Annotated in this window: 15 protein-coding genes; 11 read left to right on the top strand and 4 right to left on the bottom strand. The window is 39.1% G+C overall.

Annotation, left to right across the window (positions count from 1 at the left end):
• Positions 1-50 precede the first annotated feature (50 nt).
• The 3 genes from P162_RS16595 to P162_RS16580 all read right to left on the bottom strand — a co-directional run bounded on the left by P162_RS16595 (position 51) and on the right by P162_RS16580 (position 4,504).
• A complete protein-coding gene (locus P162_RS16595; RefSeq protein WP_031428994.1) occupies positions 51-2,636 on the bottom strand; it encodes a phosphoenolpyruvate carboxylase in 2,586 nt (861 codons plus the stop codon).
• A gap of 163 nt (positions 2,637-2,799) precedes the next feature.
• Complete coding sequence (locus P162_RS16585; protein ID WP_031428991.1) at positions 2,800-3,279, bottom strand: Lrp/AsnC family transcriptional regulator; 480 nt, start codon at positions 3,277-3,279, stop codon at positions 2,800-2,802.
• Between the two features lie 70 nt (positions 3,280-3,349).
• Entirely contained in the window at positions 3,350-4,504 is a 1,155-nt protein-coding gene (locus P162_RS16580) for a M14 metallopeptidase family protein (protein ID WP_031428990.1), read from the bottom strand.
• A gap of 310 nt (positions 4,505-4,814) precedes the next feature.
• Here P162_RS16580 and P162_RS16575 point away from each other — a divergent pair, with 310 nt between their 5' ends.
• From P162_RS16575 to P162_RS16550, 5 genes are all read left to right on the top strand, one after another.
• Positions 4,815-5,252: a helix-turn-helix domain-containing protein gene (locus tag P162_RS16575; protein WP_031428988.1), complete on the top strand. Its 438-nt coding sequence runs from the start codon at positions 4,815-4,817 to the stop codon at positions 5,250-5,252.
• 130 nt (positions 5,253-5,382) lie between these two features.
• On the top strand, positions 5,383-5,778 hold the full coding sequence (locus P162_RS16570) for a hypothetical protein (RefSeq protein WP_031428986.1): 396 nt from the start codon (positions 5,383-5,385) through the stop codon (positions 5,776-5,778).
• Positions 5,779-6,335: 557 nt separating this feature from the next.
• A complete protein-coding gene (locus P162_RS16560) occupies positions 6,336-6,830 on the top strand; it encodes an RNA polymerase sigma factor (protein ID WP_035917587.1) in 495 nt (164 codons plus the stop codon).
• A gap of 30 nt (positions 6,831-6,860) precedes the next feature.
• The gene (locus P162_RS16555; protein WP_051908125.1) at positions 6,861-7,373 is read left to right on the top strand and encodes a hypothetical protein; all 513 of its coding nucleotides are present in this window, start codon (positions 6,861-6,863) and stop codon (positions 7,371-7,373) included.
• 17 nt (positions 7,374-7,390) lie between these two features.
• Complete coding sequence (locus P162_RS16550) at positions 7,391-7,939, top strand: hypothetical protein (RefSeq protein ID WP_051908123.1); 549 nt, start codon at positions 7,391-7,393, stop codon at positions 7,937-7,939.
• Between the two features lie 15 nt (positions 7,940-7,954).
• On the opposite strand, the gene P162_RS16545 is transcribed toward P162_RS16550, so the two are convergent.
• On the bottom strand, positions 7,955-9,010 hold the full coding sequence (locus tag P162_RS16545; RefSeq protein ID WP_031428978.1) for a WD40/YVTN/BNR-like repeat-containing protein: 1,056 nt from the start codon (positions 9,008-9,010) through the stop codon (positions 7,955-7,957).
• 75 nt (positions 9,011-9,085) lie between these two features.
• Here P162_RS16545 and P162_RS16540 point away from each other — a divergent pair, with 75 nt between their 5' ends.
• The 6 genes from P162_RS16540 (at position 9,086) to P162_RS16515 (ending at position 17,416) form a co-directional block, all read left to right on the top strand.
• Complete coding sequence (locus P162_RS16540) at positions 9,086-10,306, top strand: RsmB/NOP family class I SAM-dependent RNA methyltransferase (protein ID WP_031428976.1); 1,221 nt, start codon at positions 9,086-9,088, stop codon at positions 10,304-10,306.
• 320 nt (positions 10,307-10,626) lie between these two features.
• Positions 10,627-14,319 (top strand): phosphoribosylformylglycinamidine synthase, encoded by a 3,693-nt coding sequence (purL, locus tag P162_RS16535; protein WP_031428973.1) that lies wholly within the window; start codon positions 10,627-10,629, stop codon positions 14,317-14,319.
• A gap of 312 nt (positions 14,320-14,631) precedes the next feature.
• Positions 14,632-15,330, top strand: a complete 699-nt coding sequence (locus P162_RS16530) for a hypothetical protein (RefSeq protein WP_031428972.1) — start codon at positions 14,632-14,634, stop codon at positions 15,328-15,330.
• Positions 15,331-15,621: 291 nt separating this feature from the next.
• Positions 15,622-16,017, top strand: a complete 396-nt coding sequence (locus tag P162_RS16525) for a hypothetical protein (RefSeq protein ID WP_031428970.1) — start codon at positions 15,622-15,624, stop codon at positions 16,015-16,017.
• A gap of 145 nt (positions 16,018-16,162) precedes the next feature.
• Positions 16,163-16,600 (top strand): hypothetical protein, encoded by a 438-nt coding sequence (locus P162_RS16520; RefSeq protein ID WP_164076284.1) that lies wholly within the window; start codon positions 16,163-16,165, stop codon positions 16,598-16,600.
• Between the two features lie 174 nt (positions 16,601-16,774).
• Positions 16,775-17,416 (top strand): hypothetical protein, encoded by a 642-nt coding sequence (locus tag P162_RS16515; protein ID WP_031428967.1) that lies wholly within the window; start codon positions 16,775-16,777, stop codon positions 17,414-17,416.
• The last annotated feature ends 45 nt before the right edge of the window (positions 17,417-17,461 follow it).

Raw genomic sequence — 17,461 nt, 5'->3', positions numbered from 1 at the left:
ATATGCATACCAATAGTCATATTGCCGGATATAAATTTGCCCATCCTGCCTTATGCAGAATTTCGGCTTGCATTAATATTTCCGAACAAGGAGCGGGTAACCATTTTTTCAAACATCTCCAGTTTTTTCTGATCGGCATCAGGATCTTTTTCAAGCTGCTGAATCTGCTTAAGGGCAAATTGCTGTATGGTTAATAAGGGCAGCACAATGCGTTCTCGTTCCTGAATGGAAGCCCTACCGGCAGGCTCTTCCTGCATTAGGGTCTCAAAACCAGTAAGTTTAAGGAGTACGCGTTTTGTACGCTCAAATTCATCATGTATAAGCGTCCAGAATTCCCCGAATTCCTCATCTTTTTGCATGTAGGCGGTCAATTCAAAAAAGGATTTGGTAAGGCTCATCATGCTGTTCTCAAGCAAGGTTCTGAAAAACAAACTATTATCATATAAAGCCTGAACTTTATCAAAATTACCGTTTTTCTCAAAATGCTCAATAGCGGTACCCACACCGTAAAAACCAGGTACGTTTTGTTTCAATTGGCTCCACGATCCCACAAATGGAATGGCACGTAAGTCAGAAAAATCAAGTTTATCGCTCGTACCGCGTTTGCTTGGGCGGCTGCCTATATTTGTTTTCGCATAATACTTCAACGTGCTCATGCGCTCCAGATAGCTAAGAAATTTAGGATGGGCTTTAAAGTCAGAATAGGTTTTATAGCTTACTTCGGCCAACTCTTCCATCGTTTTACGCTCCTGATCTGGAAAAGCCTTTTGTTTTTCGGCAAAAATACCGTTGAATATACCGGAACTCAGCAATTGCTCCAGGTTATACTGGCAGGAATCTGGCGTACCAAAATTCGAGCTAATCGTCTGTCCCTGTACGGTAAGCTGTATTTCCTGATCTTCTATCGTGTTGCCCAGAGACGCGTAAAATTGATGTGTTTTACCACCACCACGCGCCGGTGGTCCTCCCCTACCATCAAAGAAAATAACCTTTATACCGTGTTCACGCGAAACCTGGGTAAGCATTTCTTTGGCTTTGAAAATACTCCAGTTGGCCATTAAATAACCACCATCTTTAGTACCGTCACTAAACCCTAGCATTATGGTCTGTCTATTACCCCGCGCTTCAAGGTGTTTGGCATATTCCGGATTTTTATAAAGTCCTTCCATGACTTCGTGGGCGACTTTAAGATCTGGCACGGTCTCAAAAAGAGGCACAATATCAACGGGAGGTTGTTCCCACCCCGTTAGGTGAATCATGGCGAAGGCTTCCATCATATCCATTTTGGTCTCGTTATGGCTGATAATGTAGCGGTTACATCCTTGTTCGCCATTACGACTCTGAATGGTCTGCATGGCGTAAATAGACTCAATGGTTTTTCTGGTAATATCATCTTCAATGGCAGCAGCATCCAGTTTGCCGTGAACGTTTTGTAGCACTTCAATTTTAGCGTCCTCACCAAGCTCTGTATAATTTTCAGGAAAAAGATGCTGACCGTTTGCCCTTGTATGCTTCACGATCTCCTCCATGGCATGCTGGTGGATACTGCTATCCTGACGAATGTCTAAAGTCGCAAAGTGAAAACCGAACATATGCACTTTATTGATAAGATCGTCCAGCTTTTCAACATAAAGGCTCTCATGTCTGGCAACAACGAGCTCCCTGACTTCCTTGAGGGTATTGATCAGTTCTTCTTTGGTAATTTGAAGTTTTTCTTCAGGATGGTATATACTTCCGTAAAGCCGATGTTCAATATCTTCCAGGGGCTTTTCAGTACCTACAAACGTAATACGCCGGCGTATTTCCCGTACATCGCGATAATAATTTTTGATGATCGTTTTACGCAACCTGGAAGCAACGCGCAGCGTGGTATCTGTGGTCACAAAAGGATTGCCATCACGGTCACCACCGGGCCAGAAGCCCAAGTCTATGATTTCGTTATCAATTTCCCCATCCGTAAACAAATTCTGCTGTAGGTAATTGAATATATAACTTGATGCTTTATAAAAGACATTCTCAAGGTACCATATCAGGCTTACCGCTTCATCATATGGGGTAGGTTTTTCTTTTTTGAAGAATGGGGTTTTACCCAATTGAGAAAGTAACTTTTTGATCATTTCAAGATCATTGGCATTGATCGCCGCGCTCAGATCATTGATGATACCTAAAACAGCCCCGGGATAAAACTGGGTAGGATGCGCTGTGAGCACCGGTCTGATCTTAAAATGGGAAAGATATTCCTTTAGTTCGTGTGTTTTATTCTGGGCGATAGCCTCCTCTTTTATATTGCGCAGGGTACCGCGACCATCCATATTGTTCACCTCCCGGTACGAAGCATCCTCAATGGCATCAAAAAGAACCACCTGGCGTTCTATATATTGAATAAAACGGAATAAAAGATCATAGCGATCCTCTGTAGCGACGTCCCGCTGATATTTTTCAAAAAAGTAGTTTACTATTTGTGTGGGATCGTAATGCTTATCGTAGCCGCGTGTACAAATGCTGTCAAATAAGGGAAGTAAAACCCCTGTATCTGTTATTCCATGAAAGGGCAATGTTAGGAAAAGGCTATTATAGACCTGATACTTGGCCTTTACCTGATTATTGAAACGTTCTAGTTTGGGTTGTCTTGACATAAAGTGGTTTTTGGTAACTTTAAAAAAGACCCCATAAGGATCTTGCTTAAAAGTAATTCGTTTTTTTGGTTGAGGCAAGCCTCTGTACGAAGGTTAATATAAGAATAAAAAAAAACCCTCTGGCTGAAAAGCCAAAGGGTTTTTTTAAAATAATAAAAATGCACTATAAATCCTGAAATATAGAGTGCATAAGTCGTTTTTTATCGTTGATACTCTCTTCAAGGGAGATCATGGTTTCGGTACGGTAAACACCTTCAATGTCATCTAATTTAAAGATGATATTTTTAGCGTGCTCTGTATTCTTCGCGCGCACTTTACAGAAAATATTGAACTTTCCAGTGGTGACGTGTGCAACGGTTACATGAGGAATCTCATTGATGCGTTCAAGCACAAAGGTGGTCTGACTCGTTTTGTTGATATAGATCCCCACATAGGCTATGAATGAATATCCCAGCTTACCATAATCAAGGGTAAGTGAAGAACCTATGATGATTCCCGCTTCTTCCATTTTTTTTACACGTACGTGGACGGTACCTGCAGAAATAAGCAATTTCTTTGCAATATCAGTGAATGGGGTTCTGGTATTTTCAATCAGCATATCGAGAATCTGATGGTCGACCTCGTCTAATTTAAATTTTGCCATTATTTAATCGTTTAATTATGTATAATGCAAAAATACTATAATTACAATGAATAATTCACAAGGTTTTAGTCTAATTTACCGAAAACGTTATAGTCTTTTCACTATTCCATGAGATTTGTTCTACCACAGCCCCTTCAAACCACTGATTATGGGGCTTTAAAAGCGGTTTTTGTCCATTTAAATTATATTCTTTATGACCATAAAAGTCCGATAAATCGCCTATTTTTTCGATTTTAGGGATGAAATCAAGACATTTATTGACCAGTTTTTCTTCAAAATGCACCGCTATATCGCATATTCCCTGTTCAGGCAACTGGACATTGCGAAATATAAAGTCGTAAAAGCATTTTTTATTTTCCGGAATGGTAAAATAACGCTCAGAATCAGTATCAAGGCTTTCAGGACTATCTATAAAATTTTCCAGCGTCTTTATTAAAGACAGAAAGATAAGGCAACGTGTTTTTTCCCTGTGGTAATCCCCCGGAAAATGACCTGCCTCAAAGAGAATGGTAGGTATGTTGAGGCACTGTAGCGTATCCCCCACACAATTTATATTATAGGAATCATCATAACGCCCCACCCCTGCCGGAATAAATTCCTGGAGCATCGTATTTATACTTGCTATGATCGCCATAGCGCGCTTTCTTGACGGTGTTACGGTTCGTTCTTCATCCTGGGCAGGTGACAGTAAAGAAACTGTTGCAGACCGTGACGGATTGCCTACACCAAAAATGGTACGCTGTCCATGCAGGTTTAGGGCCAGATCAGGCTGTATTTCCTCATAAAGCTCCTTAAAAATCCTACTTTCTGGTTGGCTTAGCTGTTGGGCATCACGGTTAAGATCCACTCCATTGGCATTTACACGGGTGAAGCGCTCGGCACCATCTGGATTCAGCATGGGTATGATATATAAGGTAATTTGTTTCAGAATAGTAGCTGCCTCGGCGCTTTCCGAACTGAAAAATTTGAGGAGATCAAATACGGCTTTGGTAGTTGTACTCTCATTACCGTGCATTTGTGACCAGGCAAGTACTTTAAGCTGGCCAGAGCCCAACTGGATACTCTGAATATTCCTTCCCTCAACAGAAAATCCAATCTCCCTTATGACAAAATTGGTTTTGTACGTGTCAAGAACCCGTTGAATATGTTCATGGGTGATATAGCGCCCCGCTAAGGCTTGTTCTTTATTGTTCTGGTGCCAGTGTTCTAGGCTATGAAAATCCATATAAAATTTATTTACAAATGTAAATATTCTTTATTTCACATTTGTAAACGACAGATTAATTCAGGGCTGTTTACATAAATAAACAAACTGTTCAACGCTATAAACCTTCCGTTAGGAAATATTCCTTTAAGCACTATTTTTTAAGATAATTCACTATGAATTAGTTTATTAAATAAATTTACATAAAGCTTTTATTTAGGCTTATAGTTCGGTTTTATTTAGATGTGCAGGTGTTGTTCACAAATGTAAAATAGTTAATTGCCTTTTATTCGTTACATTTGTAACAGTTGAAATTGAATAAGAATTTACAATGGTAAACAGCGAGGAATTTGGTGTACGTCTGGAAAAAATCATGGATTTCCACGAGATGACGGCATCTGCATTTGCAGATCGTATTGATGTAGGACGTTCTTCCATATCGCATATTTTATCAGGACGTAACAAACCGAGCCTGGATTTTGTGATGCGGATCATTGAAAATTTTCCTGAAGTTGAGCTTTACTGGCTCCTTAATGGAAAAGGTAGTTTTCCGAAAAAAAGCAAGGCTGTCATTAAAGAAGCTTCACATCAAAAAAATCCCGATCTTTTTAATACTGAAGAGGATGATACAAACAATGAATCTTCTTTTTTAGGAGAAAAAAGTGAAATTAAACGCATACATCATATTGCGGACAAACAAATAGATAGGATTGTGGTGTTTTATTCTGACGGTACCTTTGAAAATTATAAGGAATTGAACCGGTTCTAGCGCCCTGGGTTATTCTCAGGCAGAATTATATTACCAGCACATTTTTTTTTGGGATTTCGCTTTCCTTTTTCTTCTAAAAACGAACCATAAGGCTTTCTGCAAGAATCAGAATAATCGTAATTTTGAGGCGATGAACGTTAGAAAAAGCATTGTAGGTATTTTTATAGCCATTTTAAGCGTTGGCTGTTACGCACCAGAGCGAAATTGCGACTCCTTCAAGACTGGCACTTTTGAATTTGAAACCTATTTAAACGGGGAGGTCAGTAAAACTACATTTACACGCAGCGATACTCTGGAAATTGATTATTATCAGGGGAAAGCAGATTCTTCAAGCATACGGTGGATCAACGACTGTGAGTATATCGCAAATAAGATCAATCCAACAAACAGAAGTGAGCGTCAAGCGCTCCATTTCAAAATACTTTCTACTTCAAGCGATTCTTATACTTTTGAATACGCTATAGTGGGAAAAGTAAATAAACAACGTGGCACTGCCAGAAAGATAAGTTCTAGAGTGGGCAGATAAACTTCTAATGCAGGTCTTAGCATTGATTGATGTCCTAGTTTATCTATTTCATTTATATGTAAATTTGATCGCGTTATTTCCAAAATTGAATGAAATCTGTTCAAATTTTGCACTGTCGCCCAGTTACGGTATTGTTATAACACGCGTTATGATAGATCTTAAAACTCAGATTTTTCGATTTATAAGGTCAATGATCATTGAGGCTGATATTTATATTCCATCTAGAGAAATTCTGGATAAAGAGAATGCGCTTTTTTCATTAGTATAATTTTCAAAAATTGTTAATTTTAAAATAGGATCGAACATTTTAATTTGAGGTGCCGAAAATACTGTTCAACTATACAAATTATATCGAATTTGGTAATTTTCCGCAGGTTTTTCATTCAAAATTCTTATTAATTTTAATTCGCATTTTAAATTATTTTTATACATAAAGCTTATATCTTTCGATATTCATTTCTGTTTGAAAATTCCATTGATGATACCGAACTTTGTCCTACATTATAGTATATAGATGCCCCTTAGTTCGATAATGTTGCTTTCATAAAACAAGACATTTGCAAGATCAATTTAACATCCTGGTTAGTGAATATAAAGAAAGGCTTTATTGGCATATACGACGAATGGTTGTCTCCCACGATGACGCAGATGATGTACTTCAGAATACCTTTATAAAAGTTTTTAAAAACCTCCATAATTTCAAAGGTGAAAGTCAGCTATATACCTGGCTTTACAGAATCGCTACTAATGAAAGCCTCACCTTTTTAAAAAAAAAGGCACGCAGATTGCAGTTGAGCGATGAACAGTTGCAAAACCGACTTACCGAAAATCTTAAGAGTGATCCCTATTTTGATGGGAATGCTGCCGAAGAAAAGTTACAAAATGCCATAAATATGCTTCCGCAGCGGCAAAAACAGGTTTTTTTACTGAAATATTATGATGAACTGCCCTATTCTGAAATTTCGGAAATCTTAGAAACTTCTGTGGGTTCGCTTAAGGCCAGTTATCATCACGCAGTAAAAAAAATATCAAAATACGTTGTAGAACATTAAACCTTAACGCTTACAGGACGTCTAAAAAAAATGAACAAACAGGAAAAAGATATTAAAAACGGGGGCTTTAAAATACCGCAAGGCTACTTTAATACTTTTGAAGAGCGTTTGATGCAAAACCAAATGCTTTCAGGAATTAGTAGTACTAAAGAGAACGGTTTTAAAGTGCCGCCAGCTTATTTTGAAAATTTCGATGTTCGTTTAGAAGATAAACTTGAAGATAAAAAGGTTGTCAAATTATGGTATCAGGATAGACGGGCAGCGGCTTGTTTCTTATCTGCAGTAGCTGCTGTATTTATCGCGTTTTTGTTTCTATGGAACCCTGAAAAAGAAAACACGCTTGATAATTTAAGTTCGACCGCGCTAAGCGATTATCTTATTCACGAAGGGATACAGGAACTTCTCTCTGAAGAGGATTTGAGTACGATAGAAGACAATAGTACTCTTTTTCAATCTTTTACCATGAGCGATGACCTGCTTTTTGAAATGATCGATGAGCAGTTGTATGATGCTGAATTTGCACAAAACTTGTCTGGTCAATAGACATAAAAAATACAGTTATGAGCACTAAGAAGATCATTTTAGTAAAAAGTAAAATCGATACTATTTTTTCATGTCTGGAAAGAATGAGTAGATCATTCATTACATCGAGCTTTTCCCAAGTTCTATTTTTAGCGCTTTTTTGTTCTTTTTTCTCTCAGGCTTATGCGCAGGATAATGATAAACATGAACGCATAAAAGCTTTAAAAGTGTCCTTTATTACTGAAAAAATGGAATTAACCCCCGCGGAAGCCGAAAAATTCTGGCCTATTTACAATACGTACGATGATAAGATCCATACACTGCGGCACAAAGAAAAAGAACTTTTTAAGGAAAAATACAACAGTGAAGGCAATAGAAAAAAATTGAACGAAGTAGAATCTGAAAAGCTGATCAAGAATTACAATGATACCCGGGACAAACGTCATTTACTGGAAAAGCAAATGATGTATGACCTTATTAAAAAACTTCCTCCTTCAAAAATCGTATTTCTTCCAGAAGTGGAAGATGCTTTCAGCAGGATGCTTTTTGAAGAATACAAAAAAAGGAATAAAAACGAAGAACCATAAACTGAAGGTCTCCTTCTAATTTTGAAAGGTGATATGCGCTATACGGTTATCGCCTGCTGCATAGGCTGTAGAATCGCTAATAAACCGAAAAGTGTGAAAACCCTCATCACTCAGCTGTTTCCAGGATTCACCTTGATCTGCGCTAAAGCTGATTCCTGTAGACCCTATGGCTACGAGTTCATTGCCTCCGCCTTGTGGTACAAACTGTACACAACTCGTATATCCCGGTGATTTGTTTTCTGCAACTAATTGCCATGTTTTTCCTCCGTCCTGCGTACTCATTTTATTGGCTTTATTTTCTTCGACCTGGGTATAATCCCCACCAATTACAAAACCTGTATTTTCATCATAAAAGTCAATGGAATAACCGCCTTGTGTGGGCGTACCCTGCACAATGGGTGTGGAATAAACTTCCCAGGTTTCTCCTTTATCAGGACTATAAAAAACGCGGGATTTAAGTCCGCCGGTGATAATCCAGGTTTTGTTCCCTACCGTGGCAATATTTGTATTGCTCGCCGCAAATGCCGCTTCACCGCTTTTAACTTCAGGTAACTTATCGCAAGTTATTTTATTCCAGCTTTTTCCGCCATCCCGGGTTATGATAATGGATAAACAGGAGTCTGTAGGATCGCCCATGGCAATACCTTCCTCATCGTTCCAGAATTTCATGGAATCGTAAAAAACCGCCGGATTTTCTTCCGCATAAACCAATTGCATACGTCCATCATCACCGGTCTTATAAAGCAAGGCCGGGTTGCCGATGCTCAACATAAAAAAATCTGTGGATGTATGGGCAGTCGCCCTGAAGGAAGGGTTAACGGTGTCCCCCAGGATCGTATTAGTATTCCACTGTTCTGTTTTAGGGTCGTAAAGGCCATATTTACCGTCAGAACCAGCAAATGCCAAACTCCCATCATCAAGAATTTCAAGCGTCCTGATACTCACCGAATCTTCATAGATAACATCTACAGCAACACTTTGAAAATCATGCGTTTTACCAGTATCGGTTTCATTATTCTCTGCACACCCCGCAACTAGTAAAAAGGTCAATAACCCAAGTAGAACTCGCATACTTTAAATTTTCTGGGAAGTTAAAACTATTCCTTAACAAAACTGTACCTTTGCGGCCATTTTAAAACCATAATCATGCGCCTACACCGCAACCTTGTTTTTGCCGTTATCGACGGTCTTCTGGAAATTTTCAACGAAGGCGTTTACGCTGATAAATCTGTTCAGAAACAGCTCAAACGTGATAAACGTTGGGGCGCACGCGATCGTGGTTTTATTGCAGAGACCATTTACGACATTGTACGTTGGAAGCGCCTGTATGCAGAAATCGCGGAGGTGAACGAACCCCTGCAGCGAAAAGACCTGTGGCGTATGTTTGCCGTGTGGTGTACGCTTCGCGGAATAAAATTGCCAGACTGGCCACAAATCGAGGATACCCCTACCCGAAGGATAAAAGGCCGCTTTGACGAACTTTCACAGATCAGGAAATACAGGGAATCCATTCCAGACTGGCTGGATGAATTGGGCGAGAAAGCACTTGGCTCTAAATGGGATGCAGAAATTGCCGCTCTCAATCAACAAGCGCCGGTGGTTTTAAGGGTCAATCAGCTAAAAACAGATCCTAAAACCCTTAAAGACCTGCTGTTGGAAGAAGGTCACGATACAGAAAATCTGAAGGCCTATAAAGATGCGCTCCAACTCATAGAACGCGGAAATGTGTTTTCTACAAAAGCCTTTAAGGACGGACTTTTTGAAGTTCAGGATGCATCGTCCCAACTTGTGGCGCCTTATTTAGGTATAGAACCGGGGATGCGTGTAGTAGATGCCTGCGCTGGTGCCGGTGGAAAAACGCTGCATTTAGCCGCCCAAATGGATAATAAAGGTCAAATAATCGCACTTGATATTTATGGCAATAAACTTAAAGAACTAAAACGCCGCGCCCGCCGTGCCGGTGTTCATAATATTGAAACCCGAACGATAGACAGTACCAAGGTCATCAAGAAACTACATAATTCAGCAGATCGCTTGCTTATTGACGCACCATGTACCGGTCTGGGTGTTTTAAGCAGAAATCCAGATGCCAAATGGAAATTGCAGCCAGATTTTGTCGAGAAAATTCAGAAAACCCAGCAAAGTTTGCTAATTGACTATTCAAAAATGGTTAAAGCCGGCGGAAAAATGGTGTACGCCACCTGTTCTATCCTCCCAGCAGAAAATCAGGAACAAATCAAGAAATTCCTTAAAACCGAAGAAGGAAGTGATTTCAGTATCGAGAAACAAAAAACGGTACTTTCCAGTGAAAGCGGCTATGACGGCTTTTATATGTGCCTTATGGTAAAAAAGGATAAAAAAGAATAGGGTTCTTTGTTGCAGGTTGCGAGTTGAAAGTTATTGGAGATAATCAGTTATTAAAAAATTTAAACTGTTTTGATTTCGTAATGCTGGATTTAGTTCCGCATTGCATAAGAAATTCTTTAAGTGAAATTCTGAAATAAATTCAGGATGATATTACTTTCGGAAATAAATAATTCAAAATATAAAACTCAGCATCCAATATAACAATTTACAGTATACATCCTACAATTTACAGCTTTCCCAAAATCATTTTTCCGCAAAGAACTTCCTCTCTTTTTCAGCATAAAATCATAAATTTGCCGCTTCTTTAGCACGACTTACTTATGATTCATTTTTTCGGTTCTCAGGACATTAAGGTTTACGCGGTTCAAACCAGGAACGAACTTCAACAGGAAACCATCGAAAAGCTTATCTGGCTTTTTGGCAACCAGCCCAAAATACAAGCGTCTCAAATTGACGCTTTTTTTATTGGTCCGCGCGCTGCGATGATCACCCCCTGGAGCACCAATGCGGTTGAAATCACCCAGAACATGGGGATTGCCGATATTATCAGGATCGAAGAATTTGTAGCTGGCAAGGCAGCATTTGATCCCATGATTTCGCAGGAATATGCAAAACTGGACCAAGCGATTTTTCAGGTCGCCGTTGTTCCTGAAGAGATTATTCACGTAGAGGATATCTCGGCATACAACGAGCAGGAAGGCCTGGCGCTGAGCCCGGACGAAATAGGATATCTTGAAGGCGTTGCCCTGCGTATAGAGCGTAAATTGACAGATTCTGAAGTTTTTGGCTTTAGTCAGGTAAATTCCGAGCACTGCAGGCATAAAATTTTCAATGGAACTTTTGTTATAGATGGTGAAGAAATGCCCTCTTCCCTATTTAAAATGATCAAAAAGACTTCGGAAGAAAATCCAAATGGAATTGTCTCCGCCTATAAAGATAACGTGGCTTTTGTGGAAGGTCCAAAAATCACCCAATTTGCCCCAAAAACAGCCGATAAACCCGATTTTTATACCGAAAAAGAATTTGAAAGTGTGCTTTCGCTCAAAGCGGAAACCCACAATTTCCCCACTACCGTAGAACCGTTCAACGGTGCGGCAACCGGTGCCGGCGGTGAGATTCGCGATAGGCTCGCAGGCGGTAAAGGTTCGTTGCCACTGGCTGGTACGGCCGTTTATATGACCGCGTATTCCCGACTTGAAGAAGAGAAACCCTGGGAGAAATCCATGCCGGCCCGTAAATGGCTGTACCAGTCCCCTATTGATATCCTGATCAAAGCTTCCAACGGGGCTTCAGATTTTGGAAATAAATTTGGTCAACCGCTCATTGCCGGTTCGGTACTTACTTTTGAGCATGACACTTCGACGGATCTCAGTGACCGCTCTTCTACGAATACAGAAGTCCGAAAACTGGGCTATGATAAAGTGATCATGCAGGCCGGTGGTATCGGTTATGGCAAAAAGGACCAGGCCTTGAAGGATACGCCTCAAAAAGGAGATAAAATTGTCATTTTAGGAGGTGATAATTACCGCATTGGTATGGGCGGTGCCGCGGTTTCATCGGCAGATACAGGTGCTTTTAGCACAGGGATTGAGCTGAATGCCATACAGCGTTCCAACCCAGAAATGCAAAAACGTGCAGCCAATGCCATTCGTGGCATGGTGGAAAGTGATCACAATCCCATTGTTTCCATTCACGATCACGGCGCGGGTGGCCATTTAAACTGTCTTAGTGAACTTGTTGAGGAAACCGGCGGAAAAATTGATCTTGATCAACTGCCAGTGGGTGATCCCACCCTTTCTGCGAAAGAAATTATAGGCAATGAATCCCAGGAACGTATGGGCCTTGTGATTGATGCAGAACAAATCAAGACCCTTAAGCGCATTGCAGATCGCGAACGCTCGCCCATGTACACCGTAGGTGATGTGACCGGCGATCATCGTTTCACCTTTAAATCGAAAACCACACAGGATTCCCCCATGGATCTTGACCTGCATGATATGTTTGGAAGTTCGCCAAAAACAGTCATGAACGATACTAAAATAGACCGAAAATACACCGATTTTGACTATGATTTGGCAGATTTTCATGATTATATTGATGCGCTACTAACACTTGAAGCTGTGGCCTGTAAAGACTGGCTAACCAACAAAGTAGACCGTTGCGTGGGTGGGCGCGTTGCCAAGCAGCAATGCGTGGGCAGCCTGCAATTACCATTAAACAATCTGGGCGTCATGGCGCTTGATTTTAAATCAAATCTGGGCATCGCGACTTCCATTGGCCACGCTCCCGTGAGCGGTTTAATAGATCCCGCTGCCGGAAGTAAAAACAGCATCGCCGAGGCGCTAACCAATATTATCTGGGCACCGCTTGAAAATGGGTTGAAATCCATTTCCCTTTCAGCAAACTGGATGTGGCCTTGTAATAATGCCGGCGAAGATGCGCGCTTGTATGCAGCGGTACAGGCTGTTTCTGAATTTGCGATAGACCTGGGAATCAACATTCCTACGGGAAAGGATTCCCTAAGCATGAAACAAAAATATACTGATGGCGATGTGCTTGCACCGGGCACGGTTATCATTTCCGCGGCGGGTGAATGTTCAGACATCAACAACGTGATCGAACCTGTTTTACAGGCCGATGGTGGAAGTATTTATTACATCAATCTCTCACAGGGCGACTTTAAGTTGGGCGGTTCTTCTTTTGCGCAAACACAATCTAAAATAGGTAGCGAAGCGCCAGGTATTTTAGATAATAAAGCGTTCGCAAAAACTTTCGACGCGGTACAAAATCTGATCAAAAATAATTTGATTGTTGCCGGTCACGATGTGGCTTCTGGCGGATTGATCACCACGATATTAGAATTGTGCTTTGCAGAAAATAATCTGGGTGCAGCCTATGATTTTTCAGCCTTTGCTGAAAAAGACCTGATCAAAATCCTTTTCGCAGAAAATGCCGGGATCGTATTCCAGGCGGCAAACGACGCACAATTAGAAGTGTTTTTAAACAAACAAAACATTGATTTCCATAAAATTGGAAGCGTAAATACCAGCGAAAAAGTAACAATAAAGCAGAATTCAGTAGAGATAGGCCTAAATATTCCCTCTTTACGACGAAAATGGTTCAAAACCTCCTATTTATTAGATCAAAAGCAAACCGCCAATAACCTTGCAGAAGACCGTTTTCAAAATTTTGACAAACAGGAACTGAAATATGAGTTTCCGGCGCATTTCACTGGTAAAAAACCTTTCCTAAACACCTCAAAATCACGTCCAAAAGCAGCTATTTTACGTGAAAAAGGCAGTAATTCAGAACGGGAAATGGCAAACGCCATGTATCTCGCCGGTTTTGATGTAAAAGACGTTCACATGACCGATATTATTGAAGGCCGCGAAACGCTGGAAGATATACAGTTTCTTGGTGCTGTGGGCGGATTCTCAAATTCTGATGTTTTGGGCTCGGCTAAAGGTTGGGCAGGTGCGATACGCTACAATGATAAGGCGAATGCGGTGATCAAAAACTTCTTTGCGCGTGAGGATACACTTTCTGTAGGGATCTGCAACGGCTGCCAACTTTTTGCCGAACTCGACCTGATCAACCCCGATCACGGCGAGAAGATCAAACTGCAGCATAATGATTCCAACAAACACGAAAGCGGATTTACAAGCGTAAAAATTGCAGAAAATGATTCTGTAATGCTAAAATCATTGGCAGGTACCACGCTGGGCGTATGGATCTCCCATGGGGAAGGGAAATTTCACCTTCCGCTTACGGAAGAAAACTATAAAATCGTGGCTAAATATGGTTATGATTCCTATCCCGCAAATCCAAACAACAGCGACTACAACACCGCCATGATGACCGATAAAACAGGCAGACATTTAGTTACCATGCCGCACATAGAACGTTCAACATTTCAATGGAACTGGGCTAATTATCCCAAAGGAAGAAAAGATGAAGTGAGTCCGTGGCTGGAAGCTTTTGTAAATGCACGGGAGTGGGTGGAGAATTATTGATTAATGCCATAATCATTCAAATTTTCGTGAATTTTTGTTGATAAATAATCAGCGAAATATTAGTGATTTATTAACGTAAGTAAAATCTACATTTGGTTATAACTTGTAAAAATAACCATGGAAAAATAGTACCAGAATTCCAGATTTTTCTACCAACTTTTATTAACTCATTCATTTTCTATTTTCTATAATTGTCAGCCAGAAGATGTTTCTGAAAATTATTTAGAGACAAGTGATCTTACTGTTAATAAAGATCATCAGGGTTTTACAATTTCTAATTATAAGGATGAATGGGTAAGAGATAATTTAATTGTGGATTGGGAACATCCCGTGGTCATACAGAAAGATGATAAGGCATTAGTTGAAGAGTTTAGTACCAATCTCATTAAAATATTATCTCCTGAAAAAATAGAGAGCAATTATAAGCTCACAATTATTTATAAAGTACTGAAGACAACAATAGGGATTAAAAGTGGCTATACTATTGTTCAATTTCAAAGCACGGAGAATATTTCTAGTCTGATCCAACCAATGAATCTCAAAGGTTTAGAAGGATTTAATGGTAGTATTGCTTATTATAATTTAAATGGTGACCTAGAAAAAATAGATGGTTATAAAAGAGGGTTACTAACCAGTACACTGCCCAAATCGGCTATGCTTTCACCGGGTACAGTTGAATATAATGTACCAGAAGATGACAATGGATACGTTCGTATACAAGATATGGGTTATGCAGATAATTATAGCATGACAAACTCTACCATTTATATCTATTCACGCCACACAAGTACTAATAGTGTTTGGGTTTATCAGGACAGGGGTGGGAATGCCAGTTCAGGATCTGTAGTTCACTCACATCATAATAATGGTGGGGGTGGTGGTGGTCAAGGCCCTTCTAATAATAATGTAAATCACCCGAGGGAGGATATTATAAAAATTGATCCTAGTCTTAAAGCTTTTCCATTTGTTGAGAAAGTTGTTTCAACAGCCTACGCAAAATTCACTCCATAAACCAAGCTTATTTTCAATATTTTCGGAAATAACGATAAAGTGGATCTTATATATAAAGTTTCCTCTTCAATACCTGGAAATGGACGGATCTCCCAAAGCTATAATTATAATCCATCTACTCACAAAATGGAAGTTGTTATTAGTTTAAAAGAAACTTATGTTAAAACCGCGACAGATTTGTTTATAGCTCGGACTGCTATTCATGAATCTGTTCATGCAATGCTAGTGTACATGTTAGAGGAGGGAAAGCTTACTTCTGTTACTGGCACTCCAAATCCAGGCTAGGAAGATTTGGTTGAGGCTTTTATCAAATTTAATAGAAACAAACCTAACAATTATGGTAAAACACATCATGAAGTGATGACTGCTTTTATTGGGGACATGGCTAGTTCACTTTCTGAGTATGGAAGCAGTAATGGTTACAGTATACCTTTTACATACTATAAAGATTTATCATGGGCAGGGTTGCTAGGTACTCCAACTTTTAAATTTCTTTATCCCCAATATTTAAACTCTACAGATGCAACGAATAATCCTCAAAACCGTAATCCAAATTTTATAAGAGTAAATAATGTCATTGCATCCGAGCAGAATAATTCTAAACTAATATATACTTTTCCAAATGGTACTACATATACATCAAACCCCAAAGGTAGGCAAGTTGGTAATTCAAATTCTTGCAATTAGTTTTCTACTGCTTCAGTTTAGCTGTGGGTCTAACTCCAATTATAGTAATAGTCTTAAAAAAAGTTATAAGGAAGTAATAGCTTTAGAGTTATTCTTACAAACGCAGGAGGACGGCATTAACAACTTTTTGATAAATAAGAATTTTTTGGAAAGCGAAGAGTTTATACAATTTGTAGAAAGTAAGATTTATGGAGATTCTGCAAAATTTAAGTACTCACATCAATTTTTATCATTAACAGAAACGGAGTCACTTTTTAAACAGTCTAATGCAGACTATTTATTGAATCAGTTGAAAAAGCCAGCTCTTCCTCTTGAAGAGATTGTACCTAAGAAATTTATGAATAAGGTTGTTGACTTAAAAAAATTAGAAAATGAAATTGGTACCGATGGATCTCTCTCTATTGAATGGAATACAATTAACCATATATATCTTTCTTCTCCAATAATTTCAAAAGATCAAAAATATACCATAATTTGGTATGCGAGAGGATTAGAAAATAGTAAGGAAACGGGGATTCATCTTTTTGAGCTGAGCGATGGACGCTGGAAAATGATTAAAGATCGCAGACTTAGTATAGAGTAGAAAATTTCAAATTTTATATCCTCTTGTAGCAAGCAGAAAAAATCAGATGGTAATAGGTTTCCTATAGAAAACTATAAGGGTTTTGCATGGGAAGGTTTAGAGAGTACTTATAAATTTAAAAACCTATCATCTAAAGCCCAAAAAGATTTCTACTCCCAAAAGAAAGTTCAAATAATGTATCCTGCAATTAGAAGCCCCTTCAGGTTAGTAATTATATTCTGTACGTTACTTCTTGTTTTTAGTTGTCAAAAAAAACAAGAACTGTCTGAAAATAATGATATCTATAAAGTGATAGGTTTAATCATAAATATTTTAGACATACCGACACCACCTCCTCCGCCTATAGATGCCTCATATCAGGAAAGTGCAGATTTTCGAGATTCGATTATTGAGCAGTATTCCGCAATCAGTTTTAAAGGTGAAAATATAGTTGTTGCCATTGAGCCAGAGTTTAAAATTGGTTACAAGCAAATATCATTAGAGAATGAATACAAAAAAAATTACCAGGTACTCCTAGATAGTTTACTTTCTACAAAGATTGAAGCTCCAATAAATACTTCTAAAATCAAGTCTAAAAATAACATCTCTTTAATTAAAGCACCGGAAAATAATGAATTAACCCAGACCGAAACTTGGGGAAATTTTGATTTTTTAGTTAGTATATCTAAAGTAATATTTAATAAAAAAAATACTAGGGCCGTGGTGATTGTAAGTATTGGTTCTGGTAAAATTAGTGGGGAAAGTTCAATTTTTCTTTTTGAAAAAATTAATGACGAGTGGAAAATTTTAGCTCGCCAGGTAATTACTTTAAGCTAAAATACTTTTATACTAGAATTAAGTAATAAAAACAGAAAAATCTGT

This window comes from Flavimarina sp. Hel_I_48, from assembly GCF_000733945.1.
Lineage (GTDB): Bacteria > Bacteroidota > Bacteroidia > Flavobacteriales > Flavobacteriaceae > Leeuwenhoekiella.
The sequence above is the reverse complement of the archived record's forward strand: the minus strand, read 5'-3'. Positions and strand labels throughout refer to the sequence as shown.